Origin of the sequence: Sinorhizobium medicae (genome assembly GCF_007827695.1) — a bacterium.
GTDB classification, from domain to species: Bacteria; Pseudomonadota; Alphaproteobacteria; order Rhizobiales; family Rhizobiaceae; genus Sinorhizobium; species Sinorhizobium medicae.
Genome location: NZ_VITA01000001.1, coordinates 316,188 through 335,466 on the forward strand (window position 1 = coordinate 316,188; position 19,279 = coordinate 335,466).

The window sequence follows — 19,279 nt, forward strand, 5'->3', positions numbered from 1 at the left end:
AATAGGGATTTCCCCGGACTCCGGGGCGGGAGGTTGATCCGAACATGAGCGTGAACGAGGAAAGCATCCAAAGCACAACGCACCGCCGCACCTGGCGGGACGTGGATCTAAGGGCTGTCGCGCCATTTGCCGCGCTTGCCCTGCTGTTGATCGTGGGCGCGCTGGTCAACCCCAACTTCATCAGCCTCAACAACCTTGCAAACGTCGCCACCCGCAGCGCCTTCATCGCCATTATCGCCGTGGGGGCCACCTTCGTCATTTCGGCAGGCGACCTCGACCTTTCCGTCGGTTCGATGGTGGCCTTCGTTGCGAGCCTTATGATCATTTTCATGAATTCCGGTGTGATCGCCGATCCGGCGTTGATGCTTACGGCTGCAATCGTCTTCGCGGTTGCCGTCGGCGGCGCCTGCGGCCTCGCAAACGGACTGATCACCACCGTCGGCAGGATCGAGCCTTTCATTGCGACGCTTGGCACGATGGGCATCTATCGCGGCCTTACGACCTGGCTCTCGCAAGGGGGCGCGATCACGCTGCGCGAGCCGGAAATACAGGAACTCTACCGCCCCGCCTATTTCGGCAGCATATTCGGCGTCCCTGTTCCGATCGCGATCATCCTCGCCGTTACCGCCGTTGCCGCTTTCATTCTCTACCGCACCCGTTACGGCAGACACGTGGTCGCCGTTGGCTCCAACAGCGACGTCGCCCGCTATTCCGGCATCGCCGTCAACCGCGTGCGCACCATCGCCTTCGTAATCCAGGGGCTCTGCGTCGCCGTAGCGGTGCTGCTCTACGTGCCGCGCCTCGGCTCGACCTCGGCGACCACGGGCATTCTCTGGGAGCTGCAGGCGATCACCGCGGTCGTCGTCGGCGGCACGGCGCTCAAGGGCGGCGCGGGCCGCGTCTGGGGCACGATCTGCGGTGCATTCATTCTCGAATTGGTCGGCAACATCATGCTCCTGTCGAATTTCATCAGCGAATACCTGATCGGCGCGATGCAAGGTGCGATCATCATCATCGCGATGCTCGTCCAGCGTTCGCTGGTGCGTAAATCGTGAAGCGGGCGGACCTCAAAAGAGCCGGCCACATTAAGCCAAGACCTTGAACCATTGGGAGGAACAAAGCATGCGAAAGGGATTAATGGGCATTGCGGCCATCGCCATGATGGCCCTGACGGGCGCAGCCCATGCGCAGGAAAAGAAGGTCACGATCGGTGTGTCGATCCCGGCGGCCGACCATGGCTGGACCGCCGGTGTCGTATTCCATGCCGAGCGCGTCGCAAAGCTGCTCATGGAGCAGCATCCGGGCCTCAACGTCATTGTCAAGACTTCGCCCGATCCGGCGAGCCAGGCAAACGCCGTGCAGGACCTCGAAACACAGGGGATCGACGCCCTCGTGATACTGCCGACCGACCCCGATCCGCTGGTCAATGCGATCAAGGAGGTCAAGAGCAACGGCAAATTCGTGGCGCTGGTCGACCGCGCGCCCTCGGTCAACGACAGCAGCGTGCGCGACCTCTATGTCGCCGGCAATAACCCCGCGCTCGGCCAGGTGGCCGGCGAATACATCAAGGCAACCACTCCGGATGCGAAGGTGGTGGTCATTCGCGGCCTGCCGATCCCGATCGACCAGCAGCGTCAAGACGGATTCGATAAGGGCATCGAGGGCTCCAACGTCGAGATCCTCGACCGCCAGTACGGCAACTGGAACCGCGACGACGCCTTCAAGGTCATGCAGGATTACCTGACCAAATACCCGCAGATCGATGTCGTATGGTGTCAGGATGACGACATGGCCGTCGGCGTGCTGCAGGCGATCGATCAGGCCAAGCGCACGGATATCCAGTATGTCGTGGCGGGCGCAGGCTCGAAGGACATGATCAAGAAGGTCATGGACGGCGACAAGATGATCCCCGTCGACGTGCTCTACCCGCCGGCAATGGTCGGCACGGCGCTCGAAATGACGGTTGCCAACTTCTACGGCCAGGTTCCGGTTCGCGGCGTCTACACGATCGATGCGACGCTGGTAACCAAGGAAAACGCGAAGGACTTCTATTTCCCCGACTCGCCGTTCTGATCGGGCGTCGGAGATAGTGAAGATACGGCCTGCCGCGGGTTTCCGGGGCAGGCCGTTTGATTCTACATTCTAGACGCGGCGCAAGGGGCCACCCCCTCACCCCGCTGGAAACATCACTTCCACCTTCAACCCAAGACCACCCTCGCCCTCCTCGAGCCGCATTCTCCCGCCGTAGAGCTCGGCTATTTCCTCGACGATCGGCAGGCCGAGCCCCGTACCGGGCGCCTCTTCGCCGCCGCGCCGGAAACGCTTGAGCGCCGCCTCGCGCATGTCAGGCGGAATGCCCGGGCCATTGTCTTCCACTTCCAGCAGGACCGAGTGGTCGCAGCTCCCGACGCGCACGGTCACCTCCGCCCCGCGACCGGCATAGAGCAGAGCATTGCCGATCAGGTTCTTCAGGAGTTCGCCGACAAGCAGGGGCTCGGCGCGGACCCAGTGCTCGCCTTCTCCGGCAAAGCCGAGGTCAATGCCGGCTTCGCCCGCCGCAGGCACGTGATCTGCCGTGACGGTGCGGGCGAGCCCGGCGAGGTCGACCCGCTCCAGTCCCCGCGCCTCGTTCCGGCCCGCGGCATCGATCTTCGCCATCAGCAGGAGCTGCGCGAGAATGCGCTCGGCATCGGCGACGGCTTCGTCCGCCCTCATCGCGGCCGCCCGGGTTTCCTCGATCGTGGTCGCGCGCTGCGCCAACGCAAGCTGCGTGCGAATGATCGCGAGCGGGGTTCTGAGCTGATGGCTGGCATTGCCGGTGAAGTGCCGCAGCGCGTCGAGGGCCGATTGCAGGCGTACCATGAAGGAGTTGACGGTATCGACAAGCCCCTGAACTTCGTTGGGCACACGTTCGCGGATTGGGTGGAGGTCGTCGGGACTGCGCTCGGCGATCGCATCCCCAAGCCGGTAGAGCGGCCTCAGCGAGAAGGTGACGGCGACCCAGACGATTATTGCCGCCCCGGCGATCATCAGCGCCAGACGCAAGGCCGATCTGATGAGGATCGTCCGCGCGAGCCGGCGGCGGGCGATCGTCGTTTCGGCGACGGTGACGACGAAGGGAACGGAGTTGACGCCCGTTGAGGCGGAGCGGCGAAGCTCTGCGACACGAATGGGCTCGCCGCGAAACACAGCATCGGCGAAGCTCGTCGACTGTCCGGTATTCTCGGAGAGTGACGGCAGCGTCTGGTACCCGGTGATGAACGCGCCGGGCGGGCCATCCACCCGGTAAAACACCCGATCCTGTGCCGCAGATGTCAGCATTTCGAGCGCGACATAGGGAATGTCGACCTCCAGCGAACCGTCCTCGGCGACGACCACACGCTCGGCGATCGCCAGGGCCGATCCGGCCAGCACCCGGTCCGAGACGGCGTTCGCCGTCTTGACGGCCTCCCTGTATGTGTCCGCCAGCGCGACGACGCCGATCACGGCTGTCGAGATCAAGAGCCAGCCGAGCAGCCTGCGCCGGAGCGAATAGACGCCTTTCCTTATCCCGGAGACGTTCATTCGGGATCGGCCGTCTTGTCGAGATAATAGCCGATCCCCCGAGCGGTCCGGACGGTGAGGCCGTAGGGCGACAGCCGCTTGCGCAGGCGGCTCACATATTGCTCGATTGCATTCGGGCTCAGATCGTCGTCGAGGTCGGTCAACGATTGCACGATCGCATCCTTGGCGACGACCTTGCCGGCGCGCATGAACAGGAGCTCCAGGAGGCCGAGCTCACGCGCCGGGATCTCGATCGGCATTCCCGCCGAGGAGAAACTCCGCGTTGTCAAATCCAACGAGACCTCGCCGTAACTGACGACGGAAGCCCGCAATCCCGCCTGCCGCCGCAGGAGAACCCGCACGCGTGCCTCGAATTCGCCGATGTCGAACGGCTTGATCAGATAATCGTCGGCACCGAGATCCAGACCCTTGACCCGTTCTTCCGGCGCACCGCGAGCCGTCAGGATGAGAACCGCCGCACGATTTTGCCGTGCCCGCATGGCGCGCAGCACGTCCAGCCCGTCCATTTCCGGCAGGTTCAAATCCAGGATCACGAGGTCGAAACTCTCTGCCGCAGCGACCGCATGCGCCGATGCGCCGTCGCTCACGACATCGACGGCATAGCCGCTGCCGCGCAGAAGCGTTGAAAGGCCCTCCGCCAGAGCCCGATTGTCTTCAACCAGCAAGATACGCAATATCGCCTCTCCCCGGCAACATTCTATCGGTTGGGAGCTTGCTTGTGAACGGCAGCACTCTCAGGCATTGTGGTTTCATGCGGTTCTTGATTTCTCTTGGTTTTTTGATTCTGTCGGCCGCGCTGGCCAAGGCTGCGCCGGCGTTTTTCCCGGCTCCCTCCGGTGACCCCGCCGCACCAGTCCTGACCGTCTATTCCTCACTCGACGAGCCCTTGGCGAGACCGATGATCAAGGGCTTTCAAAGTGCCAATCCGGACGTCGCTGTCCGATATGACGACATGCTGACCGGCGAGATCTACGACAGGATCGTCAGGGAAACCGATGCCGGAGAGAAAACCGCCGATTTCGCCTTTTCCTCCGCCATGGACCTGCAGGTCAAGCTCAGCAATGACGGCTATGCACAGCGCAGCGACCTGCCCATGAGCGGCCGCTGGCCGGCATGGGCGAACTGGCGCAACACGGCATACGCGCTGACTTTCGAGCCGGCCGTCTTCGTCTACCACAAGCCGAGCTTCCGCAATGAGCGGCCGCCGGCGACACGCGCCGAATTCGTCGATTACCTCAAGCGCAAGGGCAATGCCGTCTTCGGCCGCATCGGCACCTACGACATCGAACGCTCCGGCGTCGGCTTCCTCTTCATGTCACGCGACCAGGAGCAGTTCGGCGACATCTGGACGGTGATCCGGACGATGGGCGCAGCGGGCGTGAAACTCTATTCGACCAGTCAGGCGATCCTGGAGAGGATTTCGGACGGGCGGTTCGTGCTCGGCTACAACATCCTCGGTTCCTATGCGGCCGACTGGGCATCGCGACATCCGGATGTCGGCATCGTGCTCCCGAAAGACTACACGGTCGTGATGTCGCGCATCGGATTAGTGCCGCAGGCTGCAGCCGAGCCGGAACTCGGCCGGCGATATCTTCAATTCTTCATGTCGAAGGAGGGCCAGACGATCATGGCGCGCGAGCTGCAGATTCCGGCCGTCAGCCCCGAAGTGGCCGGCGAGAACACGGCAAATACCATGCGAGAAATGCTCGGAGGCCAGTTGAAGCCCGTGCCGGTCAGCCCCGGCCTCATTGTCTATCTCGATCAGGTCAAGCGGGCACGGCTGATCGCGCGCTGGAACGAGACGCTGCGATCGCAGTGAACAGACGAGCACACAAACGAGTCATTTACGAGAAGCTGACTTGATGTCAGGTTAATGTCAGCTTTCTATGTTGCTTAAGGTCGTCGGCGAACCGTGGAGGCGGAACGCCGGCAGCGTATCGGGAGGAATCACCAATCCGGTCTAAGGTCGTCGCTGATGCCGGCCAGCCGCTTCTCCCCTTCGCGAACGATAATCAACGTGCGCGTGACGAAGCGCGCCTCACGGAGGACCGACCTTGAAACACGTCTTTCTCGCATCCATTCTCGCCGGCGCCCTTGCTTTGCCGGTCTATGCCGCCGACTACACGATTATCGCACCGGCCAATCCCGGCGGCGGCTGGGATCAGACCGCCCGCTCCATGCAGACCGTCATGCAGCAGGAAGGTATTTCCGGCAACGTGCAGGTTCAAAACGTTCCGGGCGCCGGTGGTACGATCGGCCTTGCCCAGTTCGCCAGCCAGCAGAAGGGCAACCCTAATGCGCTCCTCGTCGGCGGTTACGTCATGGTCGGCGCCATCCTCACCAACAATTCTCCGGTCAGCCTCAAGGACGTGACGCCGATCGCGCGGCTCACGGGCGAATATGAGGCGATCGTCGTTCCCGCCTCTTCCGAGATCCAGACGATGAAAGACCTCGTCGAAGCGTTGAAAAAGGATCCGGGCGCGGTTTCCTGGGCAGGCGGCTCGGCCGGCGGGACCGACCACATCGCGGTTGGCCTTATCGCCAAGGCAGCCGGGGTCGACCCGACCAAGATCAACTACATCGCCTATTCCGGCGGCGGCGAGGCGCTTGCTGCGATTCTCGGCAGCCAGGTGACCGCCGGCATCTCCGGCTACGGCGAATTCGAATCCCAGGTGAAGGCCGGCACGCTGCGTCTTCTCGCCGTGTCCAGCGCCGAGCGCATCGAGGGCATAGACGCCCCGACGCTGAAGGAATCCGGCGTCGATGTCGTTGTCGAGAACTGGCGCATGGTCGCCGCCGCCCCGGGCCTTACCGACGAACAGAAGACCGCCGTCGAAGCCGATGTCGAGAAGCTTGCGAAATCTGCTGGCTGGCAGGAAGTGCTGAAGACCAAGGGTTGGCAGGATACCTATCTCGCAGGAGATGCTTTCGAGGAACAGCTCGCCAAGGACATCTCCGCCACGGAAACCGTCCTGAAGGACATCGGGCTGGTCAAATGAACAAGGGGAACAACCCTTCCGTCGAAACGCGCCGCCCCGACAGGGCGGCGCTGATCATCGCCGTCGTCCTGGCGGCAATTGCCGCGGTCATCTTCTGGGACGTGTCGCGCCTCACCGGACTTGCCGGCTACTCTCAGGTCGGGCCTATGACCGTGCCCTATGCGATCGCCTGCTGTCTCATCGCGCTTGCGGTCTGGACGGCGATAGAGGCCTGGCGTGGCGACTTCCCCGAACGTGAGCACCAACAGGCAGGCCCGGTCGTCTGGATCGTCGCCGGCCTTGCGGCGCAGATGCTGCTCTTGAACACGCTCGGTTTCTCGATCGCCACCGGCATTCTCTTCGCCCTCACGGCCCGCGGCTTCGGCAAACGCAGACTGTGGCTGACCGTGCCGGTCGGCATTGCGTTCAGCTTCGCCGTATGGGCGGTATTCGCCAAGCTCCTGCAATTGTCGCTGCCCGCAGGGCCGCTTGAACGCCTGTTCTTCTAAAGAGGCCGACGACCATGGGTACTTTCGATTTCCTGTTGCAGGGGCTGCTGGTCGCTGCCCAGCCGATGAACCTGCTCTACGCCCTGATCGGCGTAACGCTTGGTACCGCCGTCGGCGTGCTGCCCGGCATCGGCCCCGCATTGACCGTCGCACTGCTTCTGCCGGTCACCTATCAGCTCGATCCGGCCGGGTCGCTCATCATGTTCGCCGGTATCTATTATGGCGGCATGTATGGGGGCTCGACCACGTCGATCCTGCTCAACACGCCCGGCGAAAGCGCTTCGATCGTCACCGCGCTCGAGGGCAACAAGATGGCGCGCGCCGGCCGCGGTGGCCCAGCGCTCGCCACTGCGGCGATCGGATCCTTCGTCGCCGGCCTCATCGCCACCCTCGGCCTCGCCTTCATTGCGCCCTATATCGTCAAGCTGGCGCTCGTCTTCGGACCACGCGAATATTTCGCGTTGATGGTGCTCGCCTTCGTGACCGTCTCGTCCGCCTTCGGTGACTCGACGCTGCGTGGGCTCACCTCGCTTTTCGTCGGCTTGACCCTGGCCTGTATCGGCATCGACCAGCTGACCGGCCAGGCGCGCCTTTCCTTCGGAGTACCCGACCTCCTCGACGGCATCGAGGTGACCACGCTCGCTGTCGCCATGTTCGCCATCGGCGAGACGCTGTTCATCGCTGCGCAAGGCGACCGCGGTCCGGACAAGGTGGAAGCGGTCAAGGGCTCGGTCTGGATGAATGCCGCGGATTGGGGGCGCTCCTGGAAGCCGTGGCTGCGCGGCACCTTTATCGGCTTTCCTATCGGCGCCATGCCGGCCGGCGGCGCCGAGATCGGCACCTTTCTCTCCTATGCAGCCGAGAAGCGCCTGACCAAGCACCCGGAAGAATTCGGCAACGGCGCCATCGAAGGCGTTGCAGGTCCCGAGGCCGCCAACAACGCATCCGCGGCGGGTACGCTTGTGCCGCTCCTGACGCTCGGCCTGCCGACGACCGCTACCGCTGCGATCATGCTGGCTGGGTTCCAGCAATACGGGCTGCAGCCGGGGCCGCTGCTTTTCGCCACCAATCCGCAGCTTGTCTGGGGCCTTATCGCCAGCCTTCTTATCGCGAATTTCATGCTGCTCGTCCTCAACCTGCCGTTGATCGGCCTCTGGGTGAAGCTCTTGACGATCCCGAAGCCGTGGCTCTATGCGGGCATCCTGCTTTTCGCGACGCTCGGCACCATCGGCGCCAACCCTTCCGTCTTCGAGCTCGGAATGCTGCTCGCCTTCGGCCTGCTCGGTTACGTCATGCGCATCTTCGGCTATCCGATCGCGCCGGTCGTCGTCGGCCTCATTCTGGGGCCGCTTGCTGAGCAGCAGCTCCGCAGGGCGCTTTCGATCAGCCAGGGGGACGTTACCGTGCTCTTCACCTCGCCGATCGCGGCAGTGCTCCTGGTGATTGCCGCGCTTGCCTTGATCGTGCCGCTTATCCTCAGAGCCCGTGGACGCGGTGAAATGCTTGCCCAGCTCGCCGCCAGCGAAGACTGATCAATCCCTCGCCAGAGGAGGTCCGGTCGGCTGCGGCCATCGGGCCTGCCGTCTTTGCATGGCTGGCCTGAGGTTTTGTGCATTGCAAAACAACCCTGCCGGGACCATCTTTTGCTCATCGAATAGAAAACGAAAGCGAGCAAGAGATGACCAGCAAGAACCGCATGGGCTTTATCGGCCGCGCCTTCGCCGTGCTCGGTGCCGCAACCGCTGCAGCCGCTGCCGTTGAAGGGCACCGCCGGCCCAAGGCACAGGATCTCCGTACCCTCGGCATCGATCCGGCAAGCTTCCCGGGCAACCGCCACGGCTGACATGGCGGGTGGCATACTGCATGCTTCCTTTAGTCGGATCCGATTGGAGGACAAAATCATGCAGCAGATCAAAGTGCTACAGCGACCTTTGTGCGTCTGATAAGACGCACGGCGCTGTAGCCGCCAAGCCGTAAAAATGAAGTGGACAGGATCGCGCCGCCATGGCCGACGCCTCCTTCGTTTGGGGAACGGCCTTCCCTAACGATCGTCAGCCGAAGGGCTTTAGTCTCAATCGGCTGCGGTGATCCGCCGGCCCGTTGCGCCCGGACGGGCACACCCCGCGAAAATAAGACTTCTGCCACTTCTCCCGGACCGCATCGGAGTTCGGGTCGCTCAGTCCCTCGTTGAAACTGTTCCGGCTGTCCGACCAGGCCTTGTATTCGCCTTCGAGCTCCGGATTCTCCGACAGCTTGCGCATTTCGGGTGTAACGGCCTCAAGCCCGCCGCGCGAGACCGGAAAGATGTGACAGATCGGCTCGCCCGCTTCGAACCGGATCCAGTGCCCCGCCCGGGTGAACTGCCAATTCATGGTGAAGGTGTAGGGCGACCAATCGGTCTCGATGATACCCGTCAGTGCCGCGATGCCGTCCTTCGGCCTGTTCAACGGCCCCGTCACGAACAGGTCGGTTCCGCCGTCCGCCTTGAACAGGCATGGAATATGAAAGGTCAGCGTTCCGCTTCCGAAGTGGCTGACTGCGGGCGCATGCGTGCCCGGATCCGGTTCAATGCGAACGGCATTCTCGCGTACGCCTCCATCCCACACCGTGGAAAAGCCGGCCTGGTTCAGAATTTCCCACCCATGCGCATTCGCAATGTTCAAGGGCAGGCAACGGTAGGCAAAGCGCTGGTTTGTCCTGTTCATCCAATCACGCTCCAGTGGAGCGGGACGGATGGTCAGTTCATGTCCGTCGATCACATAGGCGGTCAATCTCTTCATGCGGAATATCTACCACTTGATGCGCAAGCCTATATTGCCGCCGTAGCCCCTGTTGTCGTCATCGTCGAGGCCTGTCGCAAACTGCAGGCCGCCATAGACGCTGACCGTCTCGCTCATCTGGGCCGAAAACCCGACATTCAATTCGAGCAACGTCTGTTCCAGTTCTGTTACGACAGGAACCCGGTTGAACGAGACCTTATAGTCCTGATCGAAATCATGCCACAAGTTGACGCTGGCGAAGGGCTGGACTGGAACATCGTTCATCGTCGTGTTTGCTTCGAGCCTCACACCGAGACGGCCCGTCCATGTTCCGAAGGACTCATAGTCGATGCCGGTGAAGCGGTCATTCGCGTCATCCAGGTCTACATGTTGCCAGATAAGCTGGCCCTGTGGCTCGAGCACCCATCCGTTATCGAACCTGAACGGATAACCCGCCTCGATCGAAAGGGCGGTCGAGTTCCCGGATGTGTCGACCCCGATGCCCCGATCGGAGCTCGAACCCCCATCCAGCCATGAGTACATCCCTATACTGTCCACATACCAGCCGTCCGCTCCGATATGCGTCCAATAGGCGCCGATCGAGTTGGCATGGAGATCGATCGAGCCCGATTCGACCTGCAGCCTCCCGAGCGTATTGCCTCCGTTCGATCCCGACGTGCCGGTATAAGCAAAGAACACGCCGACGCGATCCTGGCTTCCGTCGTCGTGCAGGGCTCCGATCAAGTCCTGACCGGCCTGAAGTCCCCACAGCTCTCCCGAGAAGGACGGACTGACCTCGAATTCGAACCTGCTGATCTTAGACGACCAGCTTTGATCGAACGACTCGCCGAACAGCCGTCCCCACGCTCCGGGGAGATACCCGTTGCTGTTCAGCAGGAATTGGTCGCCCTGCCGCTCGTGAAAGGTGCCAATGGCTGCCACGCCCATCTTCTGCATAAGCGCTGGCTTCAGGATGTAGCCGGGTATTTCCGGCCGTACCGACGGCGTGATCGGCGACGGTCCCGGCGGCGGCGGTGGTGGCGGCGGTGGTGGCGGTGGCGGCGGCGGCGGCGGTGGCGGCGGCGGTGGCGGCGGTGGCGGCGGCGGTGGCGGCGGTGGCGGCGGTGGCGGCGGCGGCGGTGGTGGCGAAACGCCGCCGGAGCGTAAGAACCAGTCGTCGTCGTTGTCCGGATCTTCGGTCAGACCGCCGCGATAGAGCTGATACTCGAAAATGCCTGCTGCGACGGGAGCGCCCAGCGTGAAGGCAGTCCCCTCAGTGGTTGCACCGGCAGTGGCATCCACGACCCTGATGCCGTCGGCGAGCGTCAGCGCTCCCTGCCCCCCGACATTGGTGATCAAAATCGAGGTTCCGCCAGAGGCGCTCGCGCCCGTGCCGCTGATGACCAGCTTGTCCGAGGGCGCATCGTCGCTTTCGAGCACCGTGTGCAGCTGCAGCCCACCCTGCTGGCCGACATAGTTGCCGTAGACCGTGAAGGTGTCGTGCAGGAGATCACCGACATTCACCGTGTCGTTCGTCATATCGATGATGCCGGCATTGTAGACCGTCACCAATTGCGATGGATCGAACGCTCTGACGCCATAGCCGAAGGAATTTCCAGCCCTGACCGCGCTCGTCTCGTCGATCGAGAGCGTCCCGGTTCCGGATGCGGAATCGCCGAGCGTCAGATTGCCGGTGCTGTAGATGAAGGTCATTTCCGAGCCGTTGCGTAGCTCGATTTCCTCCCAGTTGACGATGTTTTCCGGATGATCGCCCGAACCGCCTCCATCGTCGTTGGTCGTATTCTCCCACACCAGGGTGTCGATTCCCAGACCGCCGTCGACCCTCTTGCCGGCGCTGAGATTCTGCTGCGTCAGGCTTCCGAAGACCGCTCGGTCGTCGCCCTCGCCCATCTGGACGGTTGCAGCAATGTTTCCGACCAGCCAGGTGAACTGGTCGTCGCCCGCTCCCATATCGACAGATGTCTGGACGGTCCCCTCAATCAGACCCAGCACGTCGTTTCCGTCGCCGAGAACGATCGACCCGGCAAAAAAGCCGCGGTTGATTACTGTGTCGTGGGAATCTCCCGTGCTCGTGACGCCGTTCTGAACGTCGCCCCCGGCATAGTTGATAATAACGTTCGCTCCCGAGCCGCCGAGAAAAATCGTCCCGTCGATCAGGCCGCGATTGTTGAGCGTGAAGCGGTCGTTGTCCGTGGCGCGCAGGCTGTTGGTGAGCGTGCCGTTATTGTTGAGCGTGCTCGTGCCGGGTCCGGTGATCGAGACATCACTCGTGAAGCTCGCGGTGGGATCGGCATTGATCGTAACGGACTGCCCTGTAAATGTTGGACCGGGGCCCGTCCCCGAGCAGTCGTAGGCGCCGGGGCTCGTTTCGACGCAGGCCGCCCGAGCCTCGGAGTCGAGGCTGCAAAAGAGCGCAATCGAGGCAACCGAACCGAGAAGGAGTTTGTTGAATTCGCACCGAATGCGATCGCTTGAGGCAGACGGAGCCCCCGGCAAGACATGAGCATTCAATATCGACAAGCGGCGAAGTGCCCTGTCACTGGCCGCGAAGCTTGTGCGGCCCGGCGAAATGTCCGGCATCCATTACCCCCTGATGAAACCGGCGTGCAGTCCGCACTCCAGAGTCGTACACGGTAAGTTACAACACACCGGCAATTGCACAATCCACGGAATTTGAGGGGAACCCCGAGAACTGCCGGCCGAGGTGCCCCAGCAGAAAGCCGGCGAGCAAGGATGTGGCATCGGACAATAAAAAATGGCGCCGGCAATCGAGCCGGCGCCATAAAAAGTCGGGAGAGAGATCAAGCGACCTTGGCGACCGCCGTCGGCACGCTCGAGATCGTCTTCAGGATGATAGAAGCGATCTGGTAGGGGTCGCCCTGGGAGTTCGGGCGGCGATCTTCGAGATAGCCGCGATAGCCATTGTTGACGAAACTATGGGGCACGCGGATAGAGGCGCCGCGATCTGCCACGCCGTAGCTGAACTTATCCCACGGCGCCGTCTCGTGCTTGCCAGTCAGGCGCAAATGGTTATCAGGGCCATAGACGTTGATGTGGTCGTGCAGGTTCTTCTCGAAGGCTGCCATCAGCGCTTCGAAATAGTCCTGGCCGCCGACTTCACGCAGATAGGCCGTCGAGAAGTTCGCGTGCATGCCCGAGCCGTTCCAGTCCGTGTCGCCGAGCGGCTTGCAGTGGAATTCGACGTCGATGCCGTATTTTTCCGTCAGGCGCAGCAGGAGATAGCGCGCCAGCCAGACCTCGTCGGCAGCTTTTTTGGAACCCTTGCCAAAGATCTGGAACTCCCATTGCCCCTTGGCCACTTCGGCGTTGATGCCTTCGTGGTTGATGCCCGCAGCAAGGCAGATGTCGAGATGCTCTTCAACGATCTGGCGCGCGACGTCGCCGACATTCTTGTAGCCGACGCCGGTATAGTATGGGCCCTGCGGCGCCGGATAGCCCTGCTCCGGGAAGCCCAGTGGGCGGCCGTTCTTGTAGAAGAAATATTCCTGCTCGAAGCCGAACCAGGCGCCTTCGTCATCGAGGACCGTTGCCCGGGTATTCGACGCATGCGGTGTCTTGCCGTCCGGCATCATCACCTCGCACATGACCAATGCGCCATTCGTGCGGACCGGATCGGGATAGACGGCAACCGGCTTCAGCACACAATCGGAGCTGCGGCCCTCGGCCTGCAGCGTAGAGCTGCCGTCAAAGCCCCAGAGCGGAAGCTGCTCGAGCGTCGGAAACGCGTCGAATTCCTTGATCTGCGTTTTTCCGCGGAGATTTGGTACGGGCGTGTAGCCATCAAGCCAGATGTACTCGAGCTTATACTTGGTCATCAGTCAATCTCTCTAACGTGGGTACTGCGAGGTTCGGCAAATCCTGACACGGCTTCGGCGCCAAATGCGTCTGGCCGCCAGGGATCCATTTGCCTTAAGCATCAAACGTGCCAACTCGCTTTGGGGCGTCTCCACTTTCCAGCTGGCGTAGCGCCTTGTGAAGGAAAGTACCGCGCAGCATGTGATGCGCAACGATGGCGCTCGCGTGCTTTGTCGCGTTCTCAGCAGAGCCCACGCCGTTGATTTTATTGGTAGTCTCGCGGCGTTTACCCCGGCCCCGCCGAGGAAATTGCCGTGATGGGCAGGAAGTCGTTCGCCTGAAAAGCCGCCGCTCGAGCGCCGCTGCCTAAAAATCAGCACCCGGAGGCACCACGCTGGTGGCAGCCGAAGGCCATGCCCGTGATTCCGGCAGCGGGTTGAACGATTTTTCAGCAACTGGCGTAAAACATGTGCAATTTATGTCCGGTTGCACTATGTTTCTCGCAGAACTCACGGGAGACCAGAGCATGGCCACAAGTCTTTACGGCAAGTCTGCTACGATCCTGAAGTTTCCGGCTTCCGTTTCGCGGAAGGCCGAAGAGCGGCGTTCCGAAGCCCAGCGCAAGCCGGACGTCGCACCGTCAGACGTGTGCGCTGCCGTTGACGGCTGCTGGTATCACGAAGAAGCCCTGGTCGACGAAACGAAGCACTGAGCCGGCAGCGCCCGTAATTCACCTCCGCCCGCCAACCTCGTCTATGTGATGCAGCATGTCGGCCGGGTCTTCGAAAATGCGGTAGGCGCCGGCGTGCCGCAATTCCTCATGTCCGTAGCCTCCGCTCAGCAACCCGATGGCCAGGGCGCGGCAGCGTACCGCAGCCAGCATGTCCCAGATACTGTCCCCGACGACGACCGCCGTCTCGATCGGTGCGCCGAGTTGCTCGGCGGCAGCGAGAAAGAGGTCCGGATCAGGCTTGGCATATTTGACCAGATCCCGGGTGACGACCGGCACGACCGCCGGATCGATACCAAGCGCGGCCAGATTGACGGCCGCCGTCTCCATCCGCCCGCTCGTGGCGATCGCATAGGAGATCTTCGCATCGGTAAGCCATGTCAGGAGTTCACGCGCGCCTGGCAGCGGCCGGATGCTGTCGGCTTGCCGCTTGTAGGCGGCGGCGTGGTACTGACGCAAGCGACCTACCCGTTCCGCGCTGATTTCCATATTCGTTTCTCGCAGGAGCTGGTCGGCGAAGAGCCCGCCGCTCATGCCGATCTTACGATGAATGCGCCAAACCGAGAGGTCGATCCCTTCGGCGTCCAAGGCCTCTTTCCAGGCAAGCACGTGCTGGTAGACGCTGTCGACGAGTGTGCCGTCCAGATCGAACAGAAAGACGGGTTCAATGCGCATGCTCTTTCTCCCGGTTTATCGCAACGGCCTTCGCGCCGGATGCGCGGCTCTGCTCGATGAAGGTGGTCGTCAGTGAATATAGGACAGGTTCTGCCACGGAACAGCCTTCCGGCACTTCTTGCCGGATGTAATGGAGGCCGTGTCAGCGCAGTCCCCAAAAGAACTCGAACCCGCTGGCAGGGAGCTCTCGCCGAACCATCGAGGCCCGAAGCGCTTCTGCGGGCTGGGTGGCTGTCGCCGGCTCTCTGAATGCAGCAAACAGATCCGTATTGCAGAAAAACGTTTTTCCCATTAGTTGATTTTGCAGGGATAGGGATTAGGAGGAGCTTATGAGTCGCGACGTTATCCTTGTCGATCCGCTGCCGCGGACAGTGGACCTCATCATGGACCCGAGCGTAAAGGCGAGGCTGCATCGGCTTGGTGAGGTCGTCATCTCCGAGGACCGGCCCATGTCGGCCGAGCAGGTGGACGCGCTTCTCCCTGATGCCGTGCTGATCTTTGGCCAGACAGACATGCCGAAGGAACGTCTGGACCGGGCACGAAAACTTAAGGCAATCATCAATGTCGAAAGCAACTTCCTTCCGAACATCGACTATCAAACCTGCGTAGAGCGTGGCATCTGGGTGATCACCCCGGCATCCGCCTTCGCCTCGCCTGTAGCCGAGGCTTCGCTGGCAATGGCTCTGGACCTCGCCCGAGGGATTACAAAGGCAGATCGCGACTTCCGTGTCGGCGCCGAGCAGTACGGCCTTGCTGGCAATGAGGAGACCTTTCGGTTCGCCGGCGCTCCGGTCGGCATCATCGGCTTCGGTGATCTCGGGCAACAGCTGCGCGAGCTCATCCGCCCGTTCCGCAATCATGTTCGCGTTTTCGATCCGTGGCTTCCGGAAGAGATCGTCCAGCGCGCGGACTGCGTTCCGTCCAGTCTCGACGAACTCCTGTCCGAGAGTCAGGTCGTGTTCGTCTTTGCGAGCGTTACCAGTGAGAATGAAGGGTTCATCGGGGCGCGCGAATTTTCCCTGATGCGCAAAGGCGCCGCCTTCCTGCTCATGAGCCGCGCGGCAGTCGTCGATTTTCCGGCGATGCTCGAGGCCGCCGGTTCCGGGCACATCCGCGTGGCCACCGACGTTTTCCCCGAAGAGCCCGTCGCACCGGATGACCCGGTGCGCACGACCCCCGGTCTGCTTCTGTCCGCTCACCGGACCGGCGGCACGCGCGACGCGTTTTATGCTCTCGGCTCGATGGCGGTCGCCGATGCGGAACTCATCATGAGGGGCCTGCCACCGCAGCTATGCCGAAGGGCCGACCCGGCCACAGTGCGCCGGCTGAGATCGAAACCGGTCACGGTGTCCTGATAAGCCCCTGCCGCGGTCTCCCTACTGCATGTTTCCTTTGATCGGATCCGATTGAAGGACAAACCATGCAGCAGATCAAAGTGCTACAGCGACCTTTGTGCGTCTGATAAGACGCACGGCGCTGTAGATCGCCTGGTCCGTCACGCCGGTGAGGAGATCGTTGAAGCCGGCGCCGGGATCGATATGATCGGGCGTTTCGATGCATGTAACGAGTTCTGCAAATGGTTGGCGGCGCAAACAAGGCTGCAACGATCCGGGAGGTGGCGGCGCTTGCCGGCGTGGCGCCCGGGACGGTTTCCAATGTGCTCACGGGCAAGAAACTCGTGGCCGAACCCCTGCGCAAGGCCGTCCTCGACGCCATTGCTCAACTCGACTACCGGCCGAATCATCTGGCTTCGAGCCTGCGTTTCGGCCGGACAAAATCCATCGGCATCGTCGTGCCGGACATGACCAACCCGTTTTTTTCAGGGCTTGTCCGCGAACTGGAACTCAAGGCTGCCAAATCCGGCTTTCAGATCCTGCTCATGAGCAGCTACGAGGAGGCAGCGGAGGAACGAGAACGTATTCGCGCACTTGTTTCACGACAGGTCGACGGATTGATCATATCGCCAAGCAGGGACTCCATCGAGACCTCGCCGCACTCCGCCATCAGCGGCATTCCTACGGTGCTGGTCGACCGTGCCTTTGCGGTCGAAGGCTTCGACACGGTCTCGGCCGACAACGAACAGGCGACACTGATGGGAGCCCGGCACCTGATCGAGCTCGGTCACAAGCGCATCACCTTTCTCGCGACCGCGCCGGGGCTCGCCAACATGGAGGAGCGCGTTTCCGGCTACCGTAAGGCGATGCAGGACGCGGGCGTCTCCGATGCGAATGTGGTCTATGGAGGCCTGAGCATCGAGAGCTGCCGCAGCGCCATCGAGCAGGAACTCCGAAGGGCCGGCCGGCCGACTGCGGTCTTCGCGTCGGCCTATGTCGCGACCTTGGGCGCCGCAAAGGCGATCAGGGCGCTGGACCTCGCATTCCCGCAAGACGTGTCTTTGCTCGGCTTCGACGACTCCGACTGGATGACCGTCCTGCGCCCCTATGTCAGCACGATCGAGCAGCCGTTGGACGAGCTCGGCCATGCGTGCTGGGAGCTGCTCCAGCGGCGCATGAAAAAGATGGACGTGCCCCCCGTCCACAGGCGGATCGCCTGCACCTTGCGCGCAAGGGAGTCGACCCGCCGCATCCGGCGAAAATCGAGGCCACGCTCGCGCTCTGAAGTCTGAGCGGACACGAAAACGTCACACATGTGAGTGCGCGACCGCGCGGGCTGACCGCTCCCCGAGGAGAACCCACCTCTAGCCCATGGCGTGGCGTATGGTTCTCGACAGCCGCATGAGGAAAGCCGGCCGTGAAGATGAGACGAGCTTCCACGAAAGTACCGCCTGCGCCATGCGCGGCGGCAGAAGCCCAACGGAGACGAACCAGGCTGCCAGCATCGCACGGCGGCGCAGCGAGACATTCATACGCATACTGGCGACCGCACCGGCGGCGGCGAGGCCGAGCCTCGAATCCGCGGCCACCGGGTGGCGCCCGCTGTCCACGCAGAGCGACGCGATGCGCTCCTCCAGATGCACCGGGTCGCGCAGGTTCGCCTTCGGCGAAATCGACAATCCGACTTGGGAGGCCTGTTCCGTAAGCGCCTGCAGCCGGTGAAAATCATGTTCCACCCGCCAGCGCGCCCTCTGTCCGAGTTTCTCGGCAAAGACCGAATGATTGCCCCCATGTATCCGATAGGCACCGAGGCAGGCATCGAGCGACGTCACCTTTCCGTAAAGCGGTGCAAGCGTGACGAGGTAGCCGTCGGCGCCCTGCCGGAACTCGACTTCCGGAACAGGCATTATGACATCCAAGGCCTTGCGCGCGAAAGCCAATCCGCTGGTGACCGTCGTCTGATAACGGGCGCGGCGCGCCAGTTGCGGCGTGACGTCACCGGAGTCGAACGGAACCTCGAGCGGCGGGAAGATGTCCTTCACGCGCTGCCCCTCGTCTACCAGGTGCAGCCGGAACTGCATTTGGGCCGTGTCGTCATCCCAGCGCGCCAGCAGTTCGGATACCGCCGTCGGATAGAGGAAGTCGTCGGCGTCGAGAAAAAAAACGATCTCCCCTCGACTTTCGGCGAAGCCGGTGTTGAACGCGGCCGCGTGACCGCCATTCGCCTTCCTCAGACAGGCTTTGATCCGCGCTCCGTAGGATGAGATTACATCTGCGGACCCGTCGGTCGACGCGTCGTCGACGACGATGACCTCGACATTCGCATGGTTCTGACTGAGCGCGCTGTCGATCGCACGGTTTAGAAACCGGGCATAATTGTAATTCGCTATGATGATGGAGACGGGAAGACGGTCTCGGATGGAATGCATCGCGGTGAACCTCGCTGTTCGGCTTTGGTCGCGGCGAACCTTCTCATGCAGGTCCTTGGGATGATGCCCGCCCCAAGCGCAGACTACCGCGGCAAAGAACAATCGGCGCAGTTGGCGCCAGGGCGGGCGGCGAAGATCGTGCTCGATCCCTCGTGAGCCTCCCCAGTTTTATGGCATTTGAGTGACCGCCGCAGCGGCGTGACGCCGGTCTGCAGCCTTGCCGTGCCGATGACCTACAGCGCCGTGTGTCTTATCAGACGCACAATGGTCGCTGTAGCACTTTGATCTGCTGCATGTTTTTGTCCTTCAATCGGATCCGATTAAAGGAACATGCAATAGGCGATGCCCGGGTAGGCGGCAGGGCGACCTCGGTTGACGCGCCTCTGGCGGCTGGTATACCAGTTTTGCAGCCGATCGACGCAGGGAGGAAGCCGCGTGAATGCCAAACACCGCAACCAAGTGAG

At 62.2% G+C, this 19,279-nt stretch carries 17 protein-coding genes; 10 read left to right on the forward strand and 7 right to left on the reverse strand.

The features are described from left to right. Positions 1 to 44 precede the first annotated feature (44 nt). Together FB009_RS01680 and FB009_RS01685 are read left to right on the forward strand one after the other, a co-directional pair. The gene (locus tag FB009_RS01680; RefSeq protein ID WP_011969889.1) at positions 45 to 1,055 is read left to right on the forward strand and encodes an ABC transporter permease; all 1,011 of its coding nucleotides are present in this window, start codon (positions 45 to 47) and stop codon (positions 1,053 to 1,055) included. 82 nt (positions 1,056 to 1,137) lie between these two features. Then, positions 1,138 to 2,073: a substrate-binding domain-containing protein gene (locus FB009_RS01685; RefSeq protein ID WP_375714206.1), complete on the forward strand. Its 936-nt coding sequence runs from the start codon at positions 1,138 to 1,140 to the stop codon at positions 2,071 to 2,073. Positions 2,074 to 2,169: 96 nt separating this feature from the next. Here FB009_RS01685 and FB009_RS01690 read toward each other — a convergent pair whose 3' ends face one another. Both FB009_RS01690 and FB009_RS01695 read right to left on the reverse strand, forming a co-directional pair. Continuing rightward, positions 2,170 to 3,564 (reverse strand): sensor histidine kinase, encoded by a 1,395-nt coding sequence (locus tag FB009_RS01690; RefSeq protein ID WP_011969887.1) that lies wholly within the window; start codon positions 3,562 to 3,564, stop codon positions 2,170 to 2,172. Continuing rightward, positions 3,561 to 4,238, reverse strand: coding sequence for a response regulator (locus FB009_RS01695; RefSeq protein WP_011969886.1), 678 nt, complete (start codon positions 4,236 to 4,238; stop codon positions 3,561 to 3,563). Before FB009_RS01695 ends, FB009_RS01690 begins: the two co-directional genes overlap by 4 nt. Positions 4,239 to 4,315: 77 nt before the next feature. Between FB009_RS01695 and FB009_RS01700 the strand changes: the two genes are divergently transcribed. The 5 genes from FB009_RS01700 (at position 4,316) to FB009_RS01720 (ending at position 8,894) form a co-directional block, all read left to right on the forward strand. Beyond that, positions 4,316 to 5,383, forward strand: a complete 1,068-nt coding sequence (locus FB009_RS01700) for an ABC transporter substrate-binding protein (protein WP_101804541.1) — start codon at positions 4,316 to 4,318, stop codon at positions 5,381 to 5,383. Positions 5,384 to 5,618: 235 nt separating this feature from the next. Further along, a complete protein-coding gene (locus FB009_RS01705) occupies positions 5,619 to 6,563 on the forward strand; it encodes a Bug family tripartite tricarboxylate transporter substrate binding protein (RefSeq protein WP_011969884.1) in 945 nt (314 codons plus the stop codon). Next, positions 6,560 to 7,051, forward strand: coding sequence for a tripartite tricarboxylate transporter TctB family protein (locus tag FB009_RS01710; RefSeq protein WP_011969883.1), 492 nt, complete (start codon positions 6,560 to 6,562; stop codon positions 7,049 to 7,051). The genes FB009_RS01705 and FB009_RS01710 overlap by 4 nt, the downstream gene beginning before the upstream one ends. A gap of 14 nt (positions 7,052 to 7,065) precedes the next feature. Beyond that, on the forward strand, positions 7,066 to 8,583 hold the full coding sequence (locus FB009_RS01715) for a tripartite tricarboxylate transporter permease (RefSeq protein WP_018209994.1): 1,518 nt from the start codon (positions 7,066 to 7,068) through the stop codon (positions 8,581 to 8,583). A 146-nt stretch (positions 8,584 to 8,729) separates the two neighbouring features. After that, positions 8,730 to 8,894 carry a hypothetical protein gene (locus FB009_RS01720; RefSeq protein WP_164497529.1) on the forward strand — a complete coding sequence of 55 codons (165 nt, stop codon included), beginning with the start codon at positions 8,730 to 8,732 and terminating at the stop codon, positions 8,892 to 8,894. 208 nt (positions 8,895 to 9,102) lie between these two features. On the opposite strand, the gene FB009_RS01725 is transcribed toward FB009_RS01720, so the two are convergent. The 3 genes from FB009_RS01725 to FB009_RS01735 form a co-directional block, all read right to left on the reverse strand. Beyond that, the gene (locus FB009_RS01725) at positions 9,103 to 9,831 is read right to left on the reverse strand and encodes a DUF6065 family protein (RefSeq protein ID WP_018209995.1); all 729 of its coding nucleotides are present in this window, start codon (positions 9,829 to 9,831) and stop codon (positions 9,103 to 9,105) included. A 9-nt stretch (positions 9,832 to 9,840) separates the two neighbouring features. Continuing rightward, positions 9,841 to 12,411: an autotransporter family protein gene (locus FB009_RS01730; protein WP_145157598.1), complete on the reverse strand. Its 2,571-nt coding sequence runs from the start codon at positions 12,409 to 12,411 to the stop codon at positions 9,841 to 9,843. A gap of 221 nt (positions 12,412 to 12,632) precedes the next feature. After that, on the reverse strand, positions 12,633 to 13,667 hold the full coding sequence (locus FB009_RS01735; protein ID WP_011969878.1) for a glutamine synthetase beta-grasp domain-containing protein: 1,035 nt from the start codon (positions 13,665 to 13,667) through the stop codon (positions 12,633 to 12,635). A gap of 506 nt (positions 13,668 to 14,173) precedes the next feature. Here FB009_RS01735 and FB009_RS01740 point away from each other — a divergent pair. Further along, the gene (locus FB009_RS01740) at positions 14,174 to 14,359 is read left to right on the forward strand and encodes a DUF2735 domain-containing protein (RefSeq protein WP_011969877.1); all 186 of its coding nucleotides are present in this window, start codon (positions 14,174 to 14,176) and stop codon (positions 14,357 to 14,359) included. Positions 14,360 to 14,377: 18 nt separating this feature from the next. Here the strand turns inward: FB009_RS01740 and FB009_RS01745 are convergent, their stop codons facing one another. Further along, a complete protein-coding gene (locus FB009_RS01745) occupies positions 14,378 to 15,052 on the reverse strand; it encodes an HAD family hydrolase (protein ID WP_011969876.1) in 675 nt (224 codons plus the stop codon). 329 nt (positions 15,053 to 15,381) lie between these two features. Here FB009_RS01745 and FB009_RS01750 point away from each other — a divergent pair, with 329 nt between their 5' ends. Next, the gene (locus FB009_RS01750; protein WP_018209997.1) at positions 15,382 to 16,407 is read left to right on the forward strand and encodes a hydroxyacid dehydrogenase; all 1,026 of its coding nucleotides are present in this window, start codon (positions 15,382 to 15,384) and stop codon (positions 16,405 to 16,407) included. A 221-nt stretch (positions 16,408 to 16,628) separates the two neighbouring features. Then, entirely contained in the window at positions 16,629 to 17,678 is a 1,050-nt protein-coding gene (locus tag FB009_RS01755) for a LacI family DNA-binding transcriptional regulator (protein ID WP_018209998.1), read from the forward strand. A 72-nt stretch (positions 17,679 to 17,750) separates the two neighbouring features. Here the strand turns inward: FB009_RS01755 and FB009_RS01760 are convergent, their stop codons facing one another. After that, positions 17,751 to 18,815 carry a glycosyltransferase family 2 protein gene (locus FB009_RS01760; RefSeq protein WP_018209999.1) on the reverse strand — a complete coding sequence of 355 codons (1,065 nt, stop codon included), beginning with the start codon at positions 18,813 to 18,815 and terminating at the stop codon, positions 17,751 to 17,753. Between the last annotated feature and the right edge of the window lie 464 nt (positions 18,816 to 19,279).